At 57.4% G+C, this 16,383-nt stretch carries 16 protein-coding genes; 1 reads left to right on the forward strand and 15 read right to left on the reverse strand.

The features are described from left to right. From G7069_RS02605 to glmU, 3 genes are all read right to left on the reverse strand, one after another. Entirely contained in the window at positions 1–1,008 is a 1,008-nt protein-coding gene (locus tag G7069_RS02605; protein WP_166293981.1) for a DUF2939 domain-containing protein, read from the reverse strand. A gap of 42 nt (positions 1,009–1,050) precedes the next feature. After that, the gene (glmS, locus tag G7069_RS02610) at positions 1,051–2,880 is read right to left on the reverse strand and encodes a glutamine--fructose-6-phosphate transaminase (isomerizing) (RefSeq protein ID WP_166293983.1); all 1,830 of its coding nucleotides are present in this window, start codon (positions 2,878–2,880) and stop codon (positions 1,051–1,053) included. Between the two features lie 64 nt (positions 2,881–2,944). Beyond that, positions 2,945–4,315, reverse strand: a complete 1,371-nt coding sequence (glmU, locus tag G7069_RS02615; RefSeq protein WP_166293986.1) for a bifunctional UDP-N-acetylglucosamine diphosphorylase/glucosamine-1-phosphate N-acetyltransferase GlmU — start codon at positions 4,313–4,315, stop codon at positions 2,945–2,947. Between the two features lie 80 nt (positions 4,316–4,395). Here glmU and G7069_RS02620 point away from each other — a divergent pair, with 80 nt between their 5' ends. After that, on the forward strand, positions 4,396–4,791 hold the full coding sequence (locus G7069_RS02620) for a GtrA family protein (RefSeq protein ID WP_166293988.1): 396 nt from the start codon (positions 4,396–4,398) through the stop codon (positions 4,789–4,791). 80 nt (positions 4,792–4,871) lie between these two features. Here the strand turns inward: G7069_RS02620 and G7069_RS02625 are convergent, their stop codons facing one another. The 12 genes from G7069_RS02625 to aceF all read right to left on the reverse strand — a co-directional run bounded on the left by G7069_RS02625 (position 4,872) and on the right by aceF (position 16,381). Then, positions 4,872–5,297: a F0F1 ATP synthase subunit epsilon gene (locus G7069_RS02625; protein WP_166293990.1), complete on the reverse strand. Its 426-nt coding sequence runs from the start codon at positions 5,295–5,297 to the stop codon at positions 4,872–4,874. A gap of 18 nt (positions 5,298–5,315) precedes the next feature. After that, positions 5,316–6,752: a F0F1 ATP synthase subunit beta gene (gene atpD, locus G7069_RS02630; RefSeq protein ID WP_166293993.1), complete on the reverse strand. Its 1,437-nt coding sequence runs from the start codon at positions 6,750–6,752 to the stop codon at positions 5,316–5,318. A gap of 52 nt (positions 6,753–6,804) precedes the next feature. Continuing rightward, a complete protein-coding gene (gene atpG / locus G7069_RS02635; protein ID WP_166293995.1) occupies positions 6,805–7,668 on the reverse strand; it encodes a F0F1 ATP synthase subunit gamma in 864 nt (287 codons plus the stop codon). 14 nt (positions 7,669–7,682) lie between these two features. Further along, positions 7,683–9,233, reverse strand: a complete 1,551-nt coding sequence (gene atpA / locus G7069_RS02640; protein ID WP_166293997.1) for a F0F1 ATP synthase subunit alpha — start codon at positions 9,231–9,233, stop codon at positions 7,683–7,685. Positions 9,234–9,284: 51 nt separating this feature from the next. Beyond that, the gene (locus G7069_RS02645; protein ID WP_166294000.1) at positions 9,285–9,812 is read right to left on the reverse strand and encodes a F0F1 ATP synthase subunit delta; all 528 of its coding nucleotides are present in this window, start codon (positions 9,810–9,812) and stop codon (positions 9,285–9,287) included. A gap of 15 nt (positions 9,813–9,827) precedes the next feature. After that, positions 9,828–10,298 (reverse strand): F0F1 ATP synthase subunit B, encoded by a 471-nt coding sequence (locus tag G7069_RS02650; protein WP_166294002.1) that lies wholly within the window; start codon positions 10,296–10,298, stop codon positions 9,828–9,830. A gap of 87 nt (positions 10,299–10,385) precedes the next feature. Continuing rightward, positions 10,386–10,661: a F0F1 ATP synthase subunit C gene (gene atpE / locus G7069_RS02655; RefSeq protein ID WP_166294004.1), complete on the reverse strand. Its 276-nt coding sequence runs from the start codon at positions 10,659–10,661 to the stop codon at positions 10,386–10,388. 60 nt (positions 10,662–10,721) lie between these two features. Further along, on the reverse strand, positions 10,722–11,546 hold the full coding sequence (gene atpB / locus G7069_RS02660; RefSeq protein WP_166297450.1) for a F0F1 ATP synthase subunit A: 825 nt from the start codon (positions 11,544–11,546) through the stop codon (positions 10,722–10,724). Next, positions 11,546–11,869 (reverse strand): hypothetical protein, encoded by a 324-nt coding sequence (locus G7069_RS02665; protein WP_205758735.1) that lies wholly within the window; start codon positions 11,867–11,869, stop codon positions 11,546–11,548. The genes atpB and G7069_RS02665 overlap by 1 nt, the downstream gene beginning before the upstream one ends. 198 nt (positions 11,870–12,067) lie before the next feature. Next, complete coding sequence (lpdA, locus tag G7069_RS02670; RefSeq protein ID WP_166294006.1) at positions 12,068–13,861, reverse strand: dihydrolipoyl dehydrogenase; 1,794 nt, start codon at positions 13,859–13,861, stop codon at positions 12,068–12,070. Next, positions 13,854–15,011 (reverse strand): mechanosensitive ion channel domain-containing protein, encoded by a 1,158-nt coding sequence (locus G7069_RS02675; RefSeq protein ID WP_205758736.1) that lies wholly within the window; start codon positions 15,009–15,011, stop codon positions 13,854–13,856. The genes lpdA and G7069_RS02675 overlap by 8 nt, the downstream gene beginning before the upstream one ends. Before the next feature lie 17 nt (positions 15,012–15,028). Next, complete coding sequence (gene aceF, locus G7069_RS02680) at positions 15,029–16,381, reverse strand: dihydrolipoyllysine-residue acetyltransferase (protein ID WP_166294009.1); 1,353 nt, start codon at positions 16,379–16,381, stop codon at positions 15,029–15,031. Positions 16,382–16,383 lie beyond the last annotated feature (2 nt).

A 16,383-nucleotide genomic window follows, 5' to 3' on the forward strand; every position in this document is an offset into this window, starting at 1 on the left:
TTAATTGTTCTGCAATTCGGCAATGCGCAACTGGTACGCCGCCTGCATGCAATCGGTGTCCATGCAGATATCGCGGACTTGCGTGCGCCAAGCATTCTGTGACTGCTTCAGTGCCGACGTGCTCGACGTTGCACTGAGCGCAGTTCGATAGGCGCTTGCCAAGGCAAGATCCAAGTGGGCGAGATTTGCATCTGCGCAGATCATACGTTCCGCGAACGAGGATGCTTGACCGCAGTCAAAGCTCGGCCTGACAGTCCCGTTGGCCGCGTCTTGCGCATTTGCAGAGTCTGCGTCCGCATCTTCAGCAGCACTCGCTGCGGCTGCCATGCTCGCGTTCGTTGATTCCACCTCTGTCATAGCGGCTGCGGCTGCTGCCGCTGCGTCTGCCGCAGTACGTCCTTCATCCAGATCACGTCCAGCGGCATTCATGTCGCTTCCTAAAATGCTTGGCAGCACACCGCCTTGTTGCGCGGACGCCAAACGTGAATCGGCAGATGCACCACTACCCACTACGCGTACGTCATCAATCTTCCAGCCCAGACCCTTGCGATGCATGATGAAGGTCCAAGTACTGCCATCTTTCTCAGCAGGCAACGCCAATTCAAACGCGTTGAAGCCCGCGTAGCGCATCGCAACTTTGTCAGATGTGAAATTGAAATCCGGTGCTTCGCTTTGTGTCGCAATTGAACGAACGTCTTGCGCTTTGTCTTTGGCGAACATCTTGATCATCGTTTCCGGATTGACAAACACGTCGACCAATCCTTCGACCATCTTGGTTCCGAATTCCGCAAACGACTTGTCCGCTTCGACGTTCATTTCCTCGAGCATTTCACGCGTCAAACTTTGCTTGAATGCCGGAAAGTCGATGTAGTTGTACATGGCTTGCGGGTTCTGCTGCTCGATCGCGTTCTTCAGACCGCGCAAGGCCAAATAAGGCGATGCATACAGCCAAGCGGCGAGCACCACCAACGCGACGGCAACGCCGCCCGCAATTATTCCCTTCTTCATACCGTCCCCTGTAAAAGTGTGCGAAAGCCCTTCGGCCCCGCTCTACTCTACCGTAACGGATTTCGCCAAATTGCGCGGTTTGTCAACATCTGTGCCTTTCGCAAGCGCAGCGTGATACGCCAACATCTGCACTGGAATCGTATGGACGATGGGCGACAAGATACCCACGTGGCGCGGTGTACGAATGATGTGGACGCCTTCGGATTCGGTGAACTGACTATCGGCATCTGTGAACACGAACATCTCTCCGCCGCGTGCGCGTACTTCTTGGATATTGGATTTCACCTTCTCGAGCAAGCTGTCGTTCGGCGCGATCACGACCACGGGCATATCGGAATCGACCAAAGCCAAGGGGCCGTGTTTCAACTCACCCGCCGGATAGGCTTCGGCATGAATGTATGAAATCTCCTTGAGCTTCAACGCACCTTCGAGCGCAATCGGATAGTGCATGCCGCGGCCGAGGAATAGCGCATGTTGCTTGGTTGCGAAGCGCTCTGACCAAGCGATGACCTGCGGTTCCAAATTGAGTGCGTGCTGCACGCTGCCCGGAAGTTGACGCAAAGCATCGATGCTTTCTGCCTCTTTGGTTGCATCCAATCTGCCGCGCATCTTGGCCAGCACGCATGACAGTGCGAACAAAGCAACCAGCTGCGTGGTGAACGCTTTGGTGGAAGCAACGCCAATTTCGGCGCCAGCGCGCGTGTAAAACACCAACTTGCTGCTGCGCGGGATCGCAGATTCCGGCACGTTGCAAATGGAGAGCGTGCGGTCTTGGCCCAAAGACTTCGCGTACTTCAGCGCTTCCATGGTGTCGAGCGTTTCACCCGACTGAGAAATCGTGACGATGAGCTGCTTGGGATTTGCAACGACATCGCGATAACGGTATTCGCTGGCGATATCGACCGCGCAAGGAATGCCGACCATCGACTCGATCCAATAACGTGCGGTGAGACCAGCGTAGTAGCTGGTGCCACAGGCAAGAATCTGTACGGACTCGATATCCTTTAAAACGGCTTCCGCGCCGTCGCCAAACAACGCCGGGTTGAATGCATTGGCGTCGACGATGCCTTCAACCGTATCGCTCAACGCGCGCGGTTGCTCATGAATTTCTTTTTGCATGAAATGGCGATACGGGCCTAATTCCAGCGATGCAAGTGACACCCCGGATTGCTTGACTTCGCGTTCGACTTCCTTGCCCTCGGCATCAAACACGCGCACGCCTTCGCGATTGAGATCAGCGGTGTCACCGTCTTCCAAGAACATCACGTTGCGTGTCGAAGACACGATCGCGGACACGTCGGAAGCGACGAAGTTTTCGCCTTCACCCAGACCGACCAGCAAAGGACAGCCCATGCGTGCGGCGACCATGCGGTTCGGTTCTTCTTTGCGAATCACGGCCAATGCGTAGGCACCGTGAAGTTCTGAAACTGTCTTTTGAAGTGCTTGCAAAAGATCGGCACCACTTTGCAAGTGGTAGTGAATCAAATGCGCAATGACTTCGGTATCGGTCTGTGATTCGAAACTGTAGCCAAGCGCGGTCAAACGTTCGCGTTGTGCTTCGTGGTTCTCGATGATGCCGTTGTGCACCAGGGCCACACCCTGCGAGATATGCGGGTGCGCGTTGTTTTCAGTGACACCACCGTGGGTGGCCCAACGTGTGTGACCGATGCCGAGCGTGGCGCTGAACCCTTCGGCCTTTGCGGCGCCTTCCATTTCGCTGACGCGACCGGTGCGGCGAACACGACGGACTTGGTCTTGTTCAACCACCGCAATACCGGCGGAATCATAGCCGCGATATTCGAGCCGCATGAGGCCCTCGACCAGTACCGGCACGACGTCCCTGTTGGCAATTGCGCCGACGATTCCACACATGTTCGCTAGACCCTATTTTGTATTCGCCCAGTTTAACGTGTGGACCGTCATGCCTCCGCCAAGATCAGGGCGACTTTTTGACCGGGCGCTGCCAGCCTTCGACAATCGATTGACGTCCCCGTCCGAGGCTCAGCATTTCAGCCGGTGCATCGCGCGTGATCACGGAGCCCGCGCCGATGGTCGCGTCCTTGCCAATGGTCACCGGTGCGACCAGTGCGCTGTTGGAACCGATGAAGGCACCGTCCTTGATGGTGGTGATGAATTTGTTGACGCCGTCGTAGTTGCAAGTGATCGTGCCCGCACCGATGTTGACGCCCGCACCGATCACGGCATCTCCGATATAGCTGAGGTGATTCACCTTGCTACCTGCACCCACCGTGGACTTCTTGATTTCGACGAAATTTCCAATGTGTGCGCCCGCTGCGAGTTCAGCACCCGGCCGCAAGCGCGCGTAGGGACCAATGTGCACTGCGCCGTGGGTGACCGCCCCCTCCAGATCGCAATGTGCGCGTACGTCTGTGCCGGCAGCCAGCGTCACGTCTTTCAGGCGGGTGAAGGGCCCGATGCGCACGCCATCACCCAAGCGGACGGTGCCTTCGAAGATGACGTCAATATCAATTTCAACATCGTTGCCCACTTCCACCTGGCCGCGAACGTCCACGCGCGTCACATCGGCAAAACGCGCGCCCGCCACACACAAGGCGCGCACCGCGCGCTTTTGGAATGCGCGTTCGAGCTGTGCAAGTTGCCAGGGGTCATTTGCACCTTCGGTTTCAATCGCGTCCGCCACATGCACCATTTCGGCAGGACGGAACTGTTCTGCAGCACGCGCGAAAATGTCGGTGAGGTAGTACTCGCCTTGTGCGTTCTGATTCGACAATGTGCCGAGCCATTCGCGCAGTGCTTTCGCATCGGCGGCAACGATGCCCGTGTTCACCGTATGTATTTTCTTCTGCGCATCCGTCGCGTCTTTCTGCTCGACAACCGCTTCCACCTTGCCCGCAGCATCGCGTACGACGCGGCCATAGCCGGTTGGATCGTCCAGATCAGCCACCAGCACGGACAAACTGCCCGGCGCATCCAATAAGCGTTGCAGCGTTTCTGCCTCAATGAGTGGCACATCGCCATACAAGATGAGTACGCGCGCGTCGTCCGGGATCGCCGGCATGGCCTGTTGTACGGCATGCCCGGTGCCCAAGCGTTCACGCTGCTCTGACCACTGAATGTCGCTTTCTGCAGCGAACGCTGCGCGTACTTGGTCGCCGCCGTGGCCATAGACCACGTGCAAGGCGGAAGGCTGCAACGCACGTGCCGCATCAATCACATGCGCAAGCATTGGCTTATTTGCAATCTTCTGCAGCACTTTCGGCAGCGTCGATTTCATACGCTTGCCCTCGCCTGCGGCAAGGATCACAACATGCAGGGGTAGCGCCATGGTTTCCTCAAAACGTGCACGATTCCGCTCATTCTAGCGGTGCAGCTGCGCTTGGCGCTTCAAAACGGTCACAATGCAGCATGACTTGGAAACGGCATCTCGGCGGCTACGCGACAGTGGGCCTACTGCAATGGCTGCTCGAATATGGCGCCATGGTGGGTCTAAGTGCGTGGATCTTGCCTGTGCCGCAGGCGAACGTCATTGGCCGCATGCTGGGTGCAAGCGTGGGCTTCTGGCTCAATGGTCGGATCACTTTCAAAGGTGAGGGACGTCATCTGAGTCGCGTGGCCTTCTTGCGCTTCGTGCTGATGTTCATTTCTTTAACGATCTTGAACACCGCACTTGTCACTGCGGTGCATGCGTATTCCGACTTGCGTATGACTTGGGCGATCAAACCTTTATTGGACGCATTGACCGGTACGATCGGCTTCTTGTTGTCGCGGCATTGGGTGTATTCGGCGCGATCGCGAGTTTGAATCGGGCAAAAGAAAAAGGGCGCCCTTTTAAGGCGCCCCTCTGCCCCTTTCGAGGCACCTTTCCACGTGTGGATAAGGGATTAGTGCTTGAGGTTCTTGCGTAGGCGTTCAAGCGCAGCCAACTGTGCCGAGACTTCGGCGAGACGTTGTTGTGCCTCGGCGACGTCCATCGCTTCACCACGGCCGGCCAACACGCGTTCGGCTTCTTCCTTCGCTTGACGCACCGCGGCTTCATCGATGTCTTGAGCGCGCACAGCGGTGTCCGCCAAGACGGTCACCATGTCCGGTTGCACTTCAAGAATGCCGCCGGAAATTGCGAAGTCCAAGGTTTCACCTGCGGGGGTCGTGACAACGACCTTGCCGGGTTTCAAACGCGTAATCAGCGGGGCGTGCTTCGGTGCGATACCGAGCTCACCGATTTCACCGGTGGCGACCACGAGTGTCGCTTCACCGCTGTAGATTTCGGCTTCCGCGCTGACGATGTCGCAACGAATTGTGCTTGCCATTGATCAGTTCTCCGAGGCTCAGGCAGCCGAGAGGCTCTTGGCCTTTTCGATCGCTTCGTCGATACCGCCGACCATGTAGAAAGCTTGTTCCGGCAAGTGGTCGCATTCGCCGTCGACGATCATCTTGAAACCGCGGATGGTGTCTTTCAACGAGACGTACTTACCCGGCGAACCGGTGAAGACTTCTGCAACGTGGAACGGCTGCGAGAAGAAGCGTTCGATCTTACGTGCACGCGACACGGCCAACTTGTCTTCTTCAGACAATTCGTCCATACCGAGAATCGCGATGATGTCTTTCAGTTCCTTGTACTTTTGCAAGGTGCCTTGGACGCGACGCGCAGTGTCGTAGTGTTCGGTGCCGATGATGTTCGGATCCATTTGGCGCGACGTCGAGTCGAGCGGATCCACTGCCGGGTAGATACCCAGCGATGCGATCTGACGCGACAAGGTGACGGTCGAATCCAAGTGGGCGAAGGTGGTGGCAGGCGACGGGTCAGTCAAGTCGTCGGCGGGCACGTACACGGCTTGGATCGAGGTGATCGAACCGGTCTTGGTCGAGGTGATGCGTTCTTGCAGCACGCCCATTTCTTCTGCCAAGGTCGGCTGATAACCCACGGCCGACGGCATACGACCCAAGAGTGCCGACACTTCGGTACCGGCCAAGGTGTAGCGGTAGATGTTGTCAACGAAGAACAACACGTCACGGCCCTTGCCGTTTTCGTCCTTTTCGTCGCGGAAGTATTCGGCCATGGTCAGGCCGGTCAATGCCACGCGCAAACGGTTACCCGGCGGCTCGTTCATCTGGCCGTAGACCATCGCCACTTTCGATTCCGGCAAGTTGTCGACGCGCACGACGCCTGCTTCTTGCATTTCGTGATAGAAGTCGTTGCCTTCACGCGTACGCTCACCGACACCGGCGAACACCGACAAACCCGAGTGTTGGGTTGCGATGTTGTTGATGAGTTCAAGCATGTTCACGGTCTTGCCCACGCCGGCGCCGCCGAACAGGCCGACCTTACCGCCCTTGGCGAACGGACACATCAAGTCGATCACCTTGATGCCGGTTTCGAGCAAGTCGTTGGTGCTGGCTTGATCTTCATAGGACGGTGCCGGACGATGGATTTCCCAGCTATCGGCAGCGTTGATCGGACCCACTTCGTCGATCGGGTTGCCGAGCACGTCCATGATGCGACCCAAGGTGGCAGTACCGACCGGCACCGAAATGGCGCGGTTGGTGTTGTCGGCCAACAGGCCGCGCTTGAGGCCGTCGGTCGAGCCCAGTGCGATCGTGCGAACAACACCGTCGCCCAATTGTTGTTGGACTTCCAACGTGATGTCGGTGTTTTGCACCTTCAGCGCGTCGTAAACCTTCGGCACGCTCTCGCGCGCGAATTCGACGTCGACGACGGCGCCGATGATCTGGACGATCTTGCCTTGCGTGTTGGCGGTGTTCATGGGCTTTCCTGTATCAAAAATGTCTTGTTGCATGTGAGGTTTACCGGTGGCCTCAGACTGCGGCCGCGCCGCCGACGATTTCCGAGATTTCCTGGGTAATCGCGGCCTGACGGGCTTTGTTGTAGACGAGGTTCAAGGTACCGATCAGCTTGGTTGCGTTGTCCGATGCGGACTTCATCGCGACCATGCGTGCAGCATGTTCAGAAGCGACGTTTTCCATCACGGCTTGGTAAACCAACGATTCGATATAACGGGTCATCACATGTTCGAGCACGGTTTGTGCATCGGGTTCGTAGATGTAGTCCCACGCGTGCTTGGCCAACTGCTGTTCTGCCGGCGGCAGCGGCAGCAATTGATCGAACGCAGCGCGTTGCAGCATCGTGTTGACGAAATCGTTGTAGCAAATGAAGACGCGCTGCAAGTTGTTGCTGTCGTAGCTGTCGAGCATCACCTTGATGACACCGATCAGTTGTTCGACGTGCGGCTGATCGCCCAAGTGCGTGACCGATGCCACCATGTTGACCTTGATGCGACGGAAGAACACCGTCGCCTTTTGACCGATGGTGACTACGTCGACTTCCACGCCTTGCTCATGCCATGCGCGGATTTCAGTCAGCAGTTTGCGGAACATGTTGTTGTTCAAGCCACCCGCCAAACCACGGTCTGAAGAGACCACGATGTAGCCGACGCGCTTGACGTCTTTGCGTTCCAGCAAATACGGATGTTGGAATTCCGGGTTCGCTTGCGCGAGGTGGCTGATCAACTGCTTCATGGCACGCGCGTACGGACGCGATGCCTTCATGCGGTCTTGCGCCTTCCGGATTTTGGAAGCCGAGACCATTTCGAGTGCGCGAGTCACCTTGCGGGTGTTCTGCACCGACTTGATCTTGGTCTTAATTTCGCGGCCGCTTGCCATCGTCTAGTTCCCGATTACCAGGTGCCGGTTTTCTTGAAGTCTTCGATGCCCTTCTTAAAGGCATTTTCGAGTTCGTCGTTCCAGTCACCGGATTGATCGATCTTCGAGATCACGTCGCCGACATTGTTGGCGAAGTGGGCTTGAAGGGCGTCTTCGAACTTACCGATTTGTTGCACCGGCACGTCGTCCATGTAGCCCTTGTCAGCGGCATAGATCGAGAGTGCTTGTTGTGCAACCGACATCGGTGCGTATTGGCGTTGCTTCATGAGCTCGGTCACGCGTTGACCGCGTTCGAGCTGCTTGCGCGTTGCGTCGTCGAGGTCAGAGGCGAACTGGGCAAATGCAGCCAATTCACGGTACTGCGCCAAAGCGATACGGATACCGCCCGACAACTTCTTCATGATCTTGGTTTGTGCTGAACCACCCACGCGCGACACCGAGATACCGGCGTTCACTGCAGGACGGATACCGGCGTTGAACAAGTCGGTTTCCAAGAAGATCTGTCCGTCGGTGATCGAGATCACGTTGGTCGGCACGAAGGCCGAAACGTCGCCGGCTTGGGTTTCAATGATCGGCAACGCAGTGAGCGAACCGGTCTTGCCCTTGACGGCACCGTTGGTGAACTTCTCAACGTAGTCTTCCGACACGCGCGCTGCACGTTCCAACAGGCGGCTATGCAAATAGAACACGTCACCCGGGTAGGCTTCGCGGCCCGGCGGACGCTTCAGCAACAGCGAGATTTGGCGGTAGGCCACAGCTTGCTTCGACAAATCGTCATAAATGATCAGTGCGTCTTCGCCGCGGTCACGGAAGTATTCACCCATGGCGCAACCGGAGTACGCAGCGATGAAGTTCATCGCAGCCGATTCAGATGCGGAAGCGGCGACAACCGTGGTGTAAGCCAAGGCGCCGTTTTCTTCGAGCTTGCGCACGATGTTCGCAATGGTCGAGTTCTTCTGACCGATGGCGACGTAAATACACTTCACGCCCGAATGCTTCTGGTTGATGATCGTGTCGATTGCGACAGCGGTCTTACCGGTTTGGCGGTCACCGATGATCAATTCGCGTTGACCGCGACCGATCGGGATCATGCTGTCGATCGACTTGTAACCGGTTTGCAGCGGTTGGCTGACCGACTTACGCCAAATCACGCCCGGTGCAATCGCTTCCACCGGTGCAGAGGCTTCCGCATTGATCGGACCCTTACCGTCGATCGGCTCGCCAAGTGCGTTGACAACGCGGCCCAACATCGACGGACCGGTCGGCACTTCAAGAATGCGGCCAGTGGTTTTAGCCACATCGCCTTCGCGCAAGTGTTCGTAGTCGCCGAGGACCACGGCACCGACGGAATCACGTTCCAAGTTCAATGCCAATGCAAAGGTGTTGTTCGGCAATTCGACCATTTCACCTTGCATGGCGTCTGCCAGGCCGTGGATACGCACGATGCCGTCCGACACGCTGGTGACGGTGCCTTCGTTACGCGCCTCGGAACCGAGCTTGACTTGCTCGATGCGGTTTTTGATCAGCTCGCTGATTTCCGACGGGTTGAGCGATGTGGTTGCCATTTCAAGTTTTCCTTTTCGTGCGCCGATGGGCGCGCGGATTTCACTATGTGTTTATTGAGCGAGTGCGTTTTGCAGACGAACCAATTTGCCCTTGAGCGAACCGTCGATCACCACGTCACCCGCATCGATCACGGCGCCACCAATCAATGACTCATCGATGGCGGTGTCGATTTCAACGTCTTGGTTGAAGCGGCGCTTCAATGCAGCCTTGATGTTCGCCAGTTCGTCGGCGGACATTGGTGCAGCCGAAGTGACCTTGGCGCGAACGATGTGTTCGGCGTCGGCGCGGTACTGCTCGAACAGACCTGCAATTTCCGGCAAGACATTCAAGCGGCCGTTTTCGGCTAGCGTTGCGAAGAAGTTACGCAGGGTGTCGCTTGCACCTTCCGGTGCAACGAGGCCTGCCGCTTCTTGGCGCGACAACAAGGGATTGCCGAGCAATTGCGCGACATTGGGATCGGCGGCGATACGTGCTGAGAGACTCAGCGCATTCGACCAATCAACGACGGCATTGCCTTGACGGGCCAAGTCGTACGCGGCGCGTGCGTAGGGGCGTGCAAGGGTGAGGGTTTGGCTCATGGGTATGCGTCGACCTTAGAGTTGCGCTGCCAATTCATCCAGCAACGCTTTATGCGTTTCCGGATTGATTTCGCGGCGGATCAACTTCTCGGCACCGTTCACGGCCAGTTGCGAAACTTGCTTGCGCAGGTCTTCGCGTGCCTTGTTGGCACTGGCAGCGATATCAGCATCGACGATCGCTTTTTGACGCGCGCCCTCTTCAATCGCTTCGTTCTTGGCCGATTCGATGATCTGGCTGGCGCGTTGATGCGCCGACTCGATGATCTCGTTGGCTTTGCTACGTGCGATCTTGAGTTCGTCGTTCGCTTTTTCCTCAGCCTGCGCAAGGGTCTTCTGGCTGTTATCAGCAGCCGCCAGGCCCTCGGCGATCTTGCGTTGGCGTTCTTCAATCGCCGCGTTGATCGGCGGCCAAATGAATTTCAACGTAAAGGCCACGAGGATCGCAAAAGAGATCATCTGACCCAAGAACGTCAAATTGAGATTCATGACTTGTCCTTTGGCAAAATCCGCACTTCGCCAACCACTGGCGAAGCAGTGCAAGGCCGCGCGTTATGCGCAGCCTTGCGGGTTACATCACTTGGCAGCGTCGATGACGGCCGTCAGCAACGGGTTAGCCAAGCCGAAGTACAAGGCAATGGCGAGACCGATGATGAATGCTGCGTCGATCAGACCTGCGAGGAGGAACATCTTGCCTTGCAGTGCCGGGATCAATTCCGGTTGACGGGCAGCGGATTCGAGGAACTTCGAACCCATGAGGGCGATACCCAAACATGCGCCGAGTGCGCCGAGGCCGATGATGATGCCGATGGCGATGGCGGTGAGGCCTTGCACGTGTGCGATGAATTCCATTGTGTTACTCCAGCGTGTAGTTGAAAAACGAAAAAGGATGAAACGATTTAAAGCTAAAACTTAGTGCGACTCGCGAACGCCCGAAATGTAGACGACCGTGAGGATCATGAAGATGAAGGCTTGCAACAAGATGATCAGAATGTGGAAGATGCCCCAGGCCGTATTGGCAATGATGCCCGGCAAGAAGGTCACCCACGAAGCAAACAGACCCGCGATGAGCATGAACACCAGCTCGCCGCCGTACATGTTGCCGAAGAGTCGCATGGCCAACGAAATGGGTTTCACCAACCATTCGATGACATTCATGATGAAGTTCACCGGTGCCAGCAAGATGGCGGCAAAACCGTGCGCGTGGAACGGTGCGGTGAAGAATTCTTTGGTGAATCCGCCAATGCCCTTCGCCGACAAGGCGTGACCAATGAGGACCAAGAACACGCCCGTGGACACGCCCAGGGTGGTGTTGAGGTCAGCGGTCGGAACCGCGCGGAAATAGGTGTGGTGTGCGACTTCATGGCCGAACACGGTTTGCGTCACCCAGCCGACCAAGTCGAGCGGGATCAAGTCCATCGCGTTCATGAGGGTGACCCACATGAAGATGGTCAAGGCCAACGGGGTGACCGACTTACGGTCGCCATGGAAGACGTCTTTGACTTGGCCATCCACGAATTCAACGATGATTTCTACGAAGGCTTGACCTTTGCTCGGCACACCCGAGGTGGCTTTACGCGCAAACAACGCAAACCACAGCACGAACAACAGGCCCAAGCCGAGGGCCATGCCCCAACTGTCCCAGTTGAAGTCCATGCTGAACAATTTGCCCGTGTTATGGGACAAATGGTGCTGGATATATTCGGTGAGGCCACCGCCGGAGCTGCCGGGTTCGATCACTTGGACACCTTGTCAGGAATTGCGTTTGCGACGATGTATACGAAAACCATCAGAATGATGGCGGACAACACGGGGAGCGGCGGCCACTTCAGAATGCCGAAAATCACCAGCAATCCGAGGGCAACCACACCCCATTTCAACAGTGTTGCGATGACGACCCGTGCCAGCGCGTTGTTCGCGCCCGAAACGATGCCCCCACCCAATGCGACCAGCATCGCGATCCAGCCAACGAAGACCATCAGACCCCCGCCGGCGAGCGCCGCTGCCGCACTTTTCACACCGCCTCCAGGGATGACCCACCAAAGCAAGGCGACGGCCAACGTGGCGCATCCTTGCCATGTGAGTGCCCGCTTTGCCCGAACTCGGCTCGTTGAGACCGGATTGAACATTAGACGGGTAAATCCTGAATGGGCGGGTGCGGAACACCTAAGGCGCCCCGTTGAAGCCGCAAAAGTATAGCAGTAGTAAATATTTTGTGGGCGGCTCGACGCACCAAAAAGAGGTACGTCGGCGCAAATTTACTTCTTCTTGGGGATATAAAGGTCGGTGATCGTGCCTTCATAGACTTCGGCCGCCATGCAAACCGTTTCGCCCAAGGTGGGATGCGGATGGATGGTATGGCCCAGATCAGCGGCCTCGCAGCCCATCTCGATGGCCAAAGCGGCCTCGCTGATGAGCTCGCCGGCATGCGGGCCCACAATGCCGCAGCCGATGACGCGATGGGTTTCCTCGTCGAAGATCAGCTTGGTGAAGCCATCGGTGCGACCGATGCTGAGTGCACGGCCCGAGGCCGCCCACGGGAACTTGCCGACGCCCACTTTGAGGCCCTTTTCCTTCGCCTCGTTTTCAGTCACGCCCACCCAGGCAATTTCCGGATTGGTATAAGCGACCGAAGGAATGACCCGCGCGACCCAGGATTTTTTCTCACCCGCGATCACTTCGGCAGCGAGCTTGCCTTCGTGCGTGGCCTTGTGCGCCAGCATCGGCTGGCCGACCAAATCGCCAATCGCAAAAATATGGGGCGTGCTGGTCCGCATCTGTGTGTCGACACTGATGAAGCCGCGTGCATCGACACTCACCCCCGCCTTGTCACAGGCGAGCTTGTTGCCATTCGCACTGCGACCGACGGCGACCAAGACGCGATCAAACACGTTGTCTGCCGGCACGGATTCGCCTTCAAAGACGCAACGAATGCCTTTCTTTTCCGCGCTCGCTTCGACCACCTTGGTCTTCAGATACACACCGACCTTTTGTGCTTTCAAGCGTTGCGCAAGTGGGCGCACCAAATCTGCATCTGCACCTGGAATCAATTGGGGTGCGAGCTCTACCACCGTGACGTCACTGCCCAAGGCTTGATACACGGTTGCCATTTCCAAGCCAATGATGCCGCCGCCCACCACGAGCAACTTTTTCGGCACATCCGTCAATGCCAAGGCACCGGTGGAATCCATCACACGCGGGTCGTCCCACGGGAAGCTCGGCAAATGCACCGCTTCGGAACCCGCAGCGATGATGCAGTGATTGAAACTCAGCGTGTGCCCATTGCCGTTTGAATCGGTGATGGCGAGCGCATTGGCATTTGCAAATTGCGCCGTACCTTGCATCACTTTGACTTTGCGTTGCTTGGCCATGCCGGCCAGCCCATTGGTCAGTGAGCCCACAACTTTTTCTTTGTAGGCACGCAAACCCGACAGTTCGATCTTCGGCGCAGCAAACGTGATGCCCATGTCTGTTGCATGTGCAGCGTGGTCAATCACTTCGGCGGCGTGCAGCAAGGCCTTCGACGGAATGCAACCGACGTTGAGGCAAACGCCCCCCAAGGTGTCGTTGCGTTCCACTAACACAACGTTCAAGCCGAGATCCGCAGCGCGGAATGCGGCGGTGTAACCGCCGGGACCCGAACCAATGACGACCACATCGCAGTCATAGCTGTGACTGCCTGCAGCGGAGGGGACAGGCGCGGGTGCGGGAGTGGACGCGGGTGCAGCGACAGGCGTCGGTGCAGGTGCCGGCGCGGGCGACGGCGCAGCAGGCGCTGCAGCCTTGGCCGCAGTAGGCGCTTCGCTGGCATCGTCTGTCGCCTCAACAACCGCGACGAGATCGCCGGTGTTGAGTTCTTGGCCAAGCTTGATCGCCAAGGACTTCACCACGCCTGCGACCGTCGAAGGCACTTCCATCGTGGCCTTGTCAGATTCGAGCGTAATCAAGCCTTGGTCTTTCGCGATGGTGTCGCCGGGCTTCACCAAAATCTCGATCACCGGCACGCCGTCATGGCTGCCGATATCCGGTACGACGACTTTGACTTCAGCCATTCGGCTTCTCCTCGAATGTGGGTTTGGTGACCGATGCATCGGCGACCGGGGTGGGTTCGTCTTCTTTCTCTAGCGCAACTTGCGCATCTTCCTGCGCATCATTGCGCGACAACTTCTCGCGTTCTGCAGCACTCAATTCGTGTTGCGGCGATGCTTCACCGACATTGCGCTGTCCGTGCATTGCGTTGAATGCGTCTTTGCCGCTCAAACCAAACAGACTACGAATATTCAAATCGCGTTGTGGCAATGGCATTTCAATGCCGTACTTCTTCAAAGCGGTATCCAGCGCCCACAGGTAGGCAGCGCGGATCGCGATGTTCCGGCGTGCGGCATCCTCGTTCAACCACACCACCAATAGATAGTCGACTCTCGATTCGCCGAATTCGACCAACCACACTTGCGGTGCCTGTGTTCCTTCGACGGTCAAGGTGAACGGCACTTCGGCCGCGGCCTCGAGTGCGGCCTTCTTCACCACTTCTTTGTCGACGCCATAGGCGGCATGAAAGGGCACACGAATGCGTCGATTGACAGAACGGTGCGTCCAATTGACCACGCGGCCATTGACGAATTCCGAGTTCGGCACCAACAGGTCAATGTTGTCGTTGGTGGTGATACGTGTTGAGCGAATATTCACTGCGCGCACGGTGCCGCGCACATCTTGGTCCAGCTCAACGAAGTCGCCCACTTTCAAAGATCGATCAAACAACAAGATCAATCCGGAAATGAAGTTGCTAAAGACCGATTGCAGGCCGAACCCTAAGCCGACGCCGACGGCACCCGCAAAGATGCCGAACTTACCCAGAGGAATGCCCAAAACCGACAGCGCAATACCAATCGCCGTGGCTAACAATACGTAATGGGCGACGCGCGAGATCGTATACAGCGCGGCGCGCTCGCTGCTACTTTGACGTTCGCCGTAGCGATTGATCGTGCGCTGCAGCCACTTGGAGAACATCCAAGCGATGACAAACGCAAAGAACGCGCCGAGTACGCCACCCAAGGTCACATCAAAGTTGCTGGTATGAATCAGCTTGTAATCGAACACCGGCTGCAGATCTGCCCAGGCGCGGTCACCCGCACCCGTCACAGCCTCGCCGACCTTCTGGCCGGTGCTGTTGAGCTTCTGTCCGATTTCGGCAGGCTTATTCATAGGGTCGCAAGACGCAATTAGAGCAATGCCCTACGCATGTCGCCCAAGACATCCGCCAAATGCGCCGTAAAGCGCGCGGCAGCGGCACCGTCGATCACGCGGTGGTCGTAAGACAGCGACAAGGGCAGCATGAGGCGCGGCTCGAAGCCCTTGCCATCCCATACCGGCTGCAGCTCAGATTTCGATACACCAAGAATTGCCACTTCAGGTGCATTGATGATCGGCGTGAATGCAGTTCCGCCAATGCCGCCCAAAGAACTGATGGTGAAACAGCCGCCCTGCATTTGGTCCGGCTTCAATTTGCCTTCGCGCGCCAAGGCAGCCAACTCGCCCATCTCTTGCGCAATTTCCATCACACCCTTCTTATCTGCATCGCGCAGCACCGGCACGACCAAGCCGTTCGGGGTGTCGGCAGCAAAACCTATGTGGAAATATTTCTTCAGCACCAATTGATCGCCATCCAGCGAGGCATTGAAGTTCGGGTAGCGGCGCAATGCGTCAACGCAGGCTTTGATCAAGAACGCCAACATGGTCAGCTTGCCGGCCTTCCCTGCGGCAATGGCTTTGGCGTTTTCGTTATTCAGCGACACACGCAGATCTTCGAGCGAAGTGATATCGGCACGATCAAATTGCGTGACATGCGGAATCATGGCCCAGTTGCGTGAGAGGTTCGCGCCCGAAATTTTTTGGATGCGCGACAGCGGCTTGCTTTCGATCTCGCCAAACTTCGCGAAATCCACCTTCGGCCACGGCAACAGGTTCAAGCCAGAACCGCCTGCACCCCCCGCACTCACGCCACCACCGGCGATGGCAGACTTCACAAATTGCTTGACGTCTTCGCGACTGATGCGGCCCTTGTTGGAAGAACCTTGCACTTGCAAGAGGTCGACGCCGAGCTCGCGCGCAAAAAGGCGCACGGCCGGGCTCGCATACGGCACTTTGTTTGGCATCACGGCACTGGCTTCAAAGCGCACGGGCGGCAGCCCTGCACCCATCGGGGCCTTGGCCTGTTCGACATCTGCCTTGGCAGGCGCAGGCGCAGGTGCTGGCGTCGGCGCGGCGACAGGCGCGGGAGCCGGCGCAGCGGGCGCAGGTGCGGGCGCCGTTGGGGCCGGCGCTGCGGGCGCATCGGCGACTTCCATCACAGCCACGATACTGCCTTCTGACAGTTCGTCACCTAGCTTCACCTTCAATTCTTTGATGACGCCATCGAAGGGAGCGGGCACTTCCATCGTGGCTTTATCTGACTCGAGCGTGATCAGCCCTTGGTCCTTTTTCACCGCATCGCCGACTTTCACCAGGATTTCGATGACTGGCACATCTGCGCTACCGCCAATGTCAGGGACCTTTGCTTCCATCATTCCGGCCATCG

It is taken from the genome of Lysobacter sp. HDW10 (genome assembly GCF_011300685.1).
Classification (GTDB): Bacteria; Pseudomonadota; Gammaproteobacteria; order Xanthomonadales; family Xanthomonadaceae; genus Solilutibacter.

What these genes read in the sequence shown, in the direction of transcription:
- G7069_RS02605 (WP_166293981.1), bottom strand. Translation starts at nt 1,008, where the DNA reads ATGAAGAAGGGAATAATTGCGGGCGGCGTTGCCGTCGCGTTGGTGGTG.
- atpE (WP_166294004.1), bottom strand. Translation starts at nt 10,661, where the DNA reads ATGGAATTCATCGCACACGTGCAAGGCCTCACCGCCATCGCCATCGGC.
- G7069_RS02675 (WP_205758736.1), bottom strand. Translation starts at nt 15,011, where the DNA reads ATGAATAAGCCTGCCGAAATCGGACAGAAGCTCAACAGCACCGGCCAG.
- lpdA (WP_166294006.1), bottom strand. Translation starts at nt 13,861, where the DNA reads ATGGCTGAAGTCAAAGTCGTCGTACCGGATATCGGCAGCCATGACGGC.
- atpG (WP_166293995.1), bottom strand. Translation starts at nt 7,668, where the DNA reads ATGGCAAGCGGCCGCGAAATTAAGACCAAGATCAAGTCGGTGCAGAAC.
- atpD (WP_166293993.1), bottom strand. Translation starts at nt 6,752, where the DNA reads ATGAACACCGCCAACACGCAAGGCAAGATCGTCCAGATCATCGGCGCC.
- G7069_RS02650 (WP_166294002.1), bottom strand. Translation starts at nt 10,298, where the DNA reads ATGAATCTCAATTTGACGTTCTTGGGTCAGATGATCTCTTTTGCGATC.
- atpA (WP_166293997.1), bottom strand. Translation starts at nt 9,233, where the DNA reads ATGGCAACCACATCGCTCAACCCGTCGGAAATCAGCGAGCTGATCAAA.
- glmU (WP_166293986.1), bottom strand. Translation starts at nt 4,315, where the DNA reads ATGGCGCTACCCCTGCATGTTGTGATCCTTGCCGCAGGCGAGGGCAAG.
- glmS (WP_166293983.1), bottom strand. Translation starts at nt 2,880, where the DNA reads ATGTGTGGAATCGTCGGCGCAATTGCCAACAGGGACGTCGTGCCGGTA.
- G7069_RS02625 (WP_166293990.1), bottom strand. Translation starts at nt 5,297, where the DNA reads ATGGCAAGCACAATTCGTTGCGACATCGTCAGCGCGGAAGCCGAAATC.
- G7069_RS02620 (WP_166293988.1), top strand. Translation starts at nt 4,396, where the DNA reads ATGACTTGGAAACGGCATCTCGGCGGCTACGCGACAGTGGGCCTACTG.
- aceF (WP_166294009.1), bottom strand. Translation starts at nt 16,381, where the DNA reads ATGGCCGGAATGATGGAAGCAAAGGTCCCTGACATTGGCGGTAGCGCA.
- G7069_RS02645 (WP_166294000.1), bottom strand. Translation starts at nt 9,812, where the DNA reads ATGAGCCAAACCCTCACCCTTGCACGCCCCTACGCACGCGCCGCGTAC.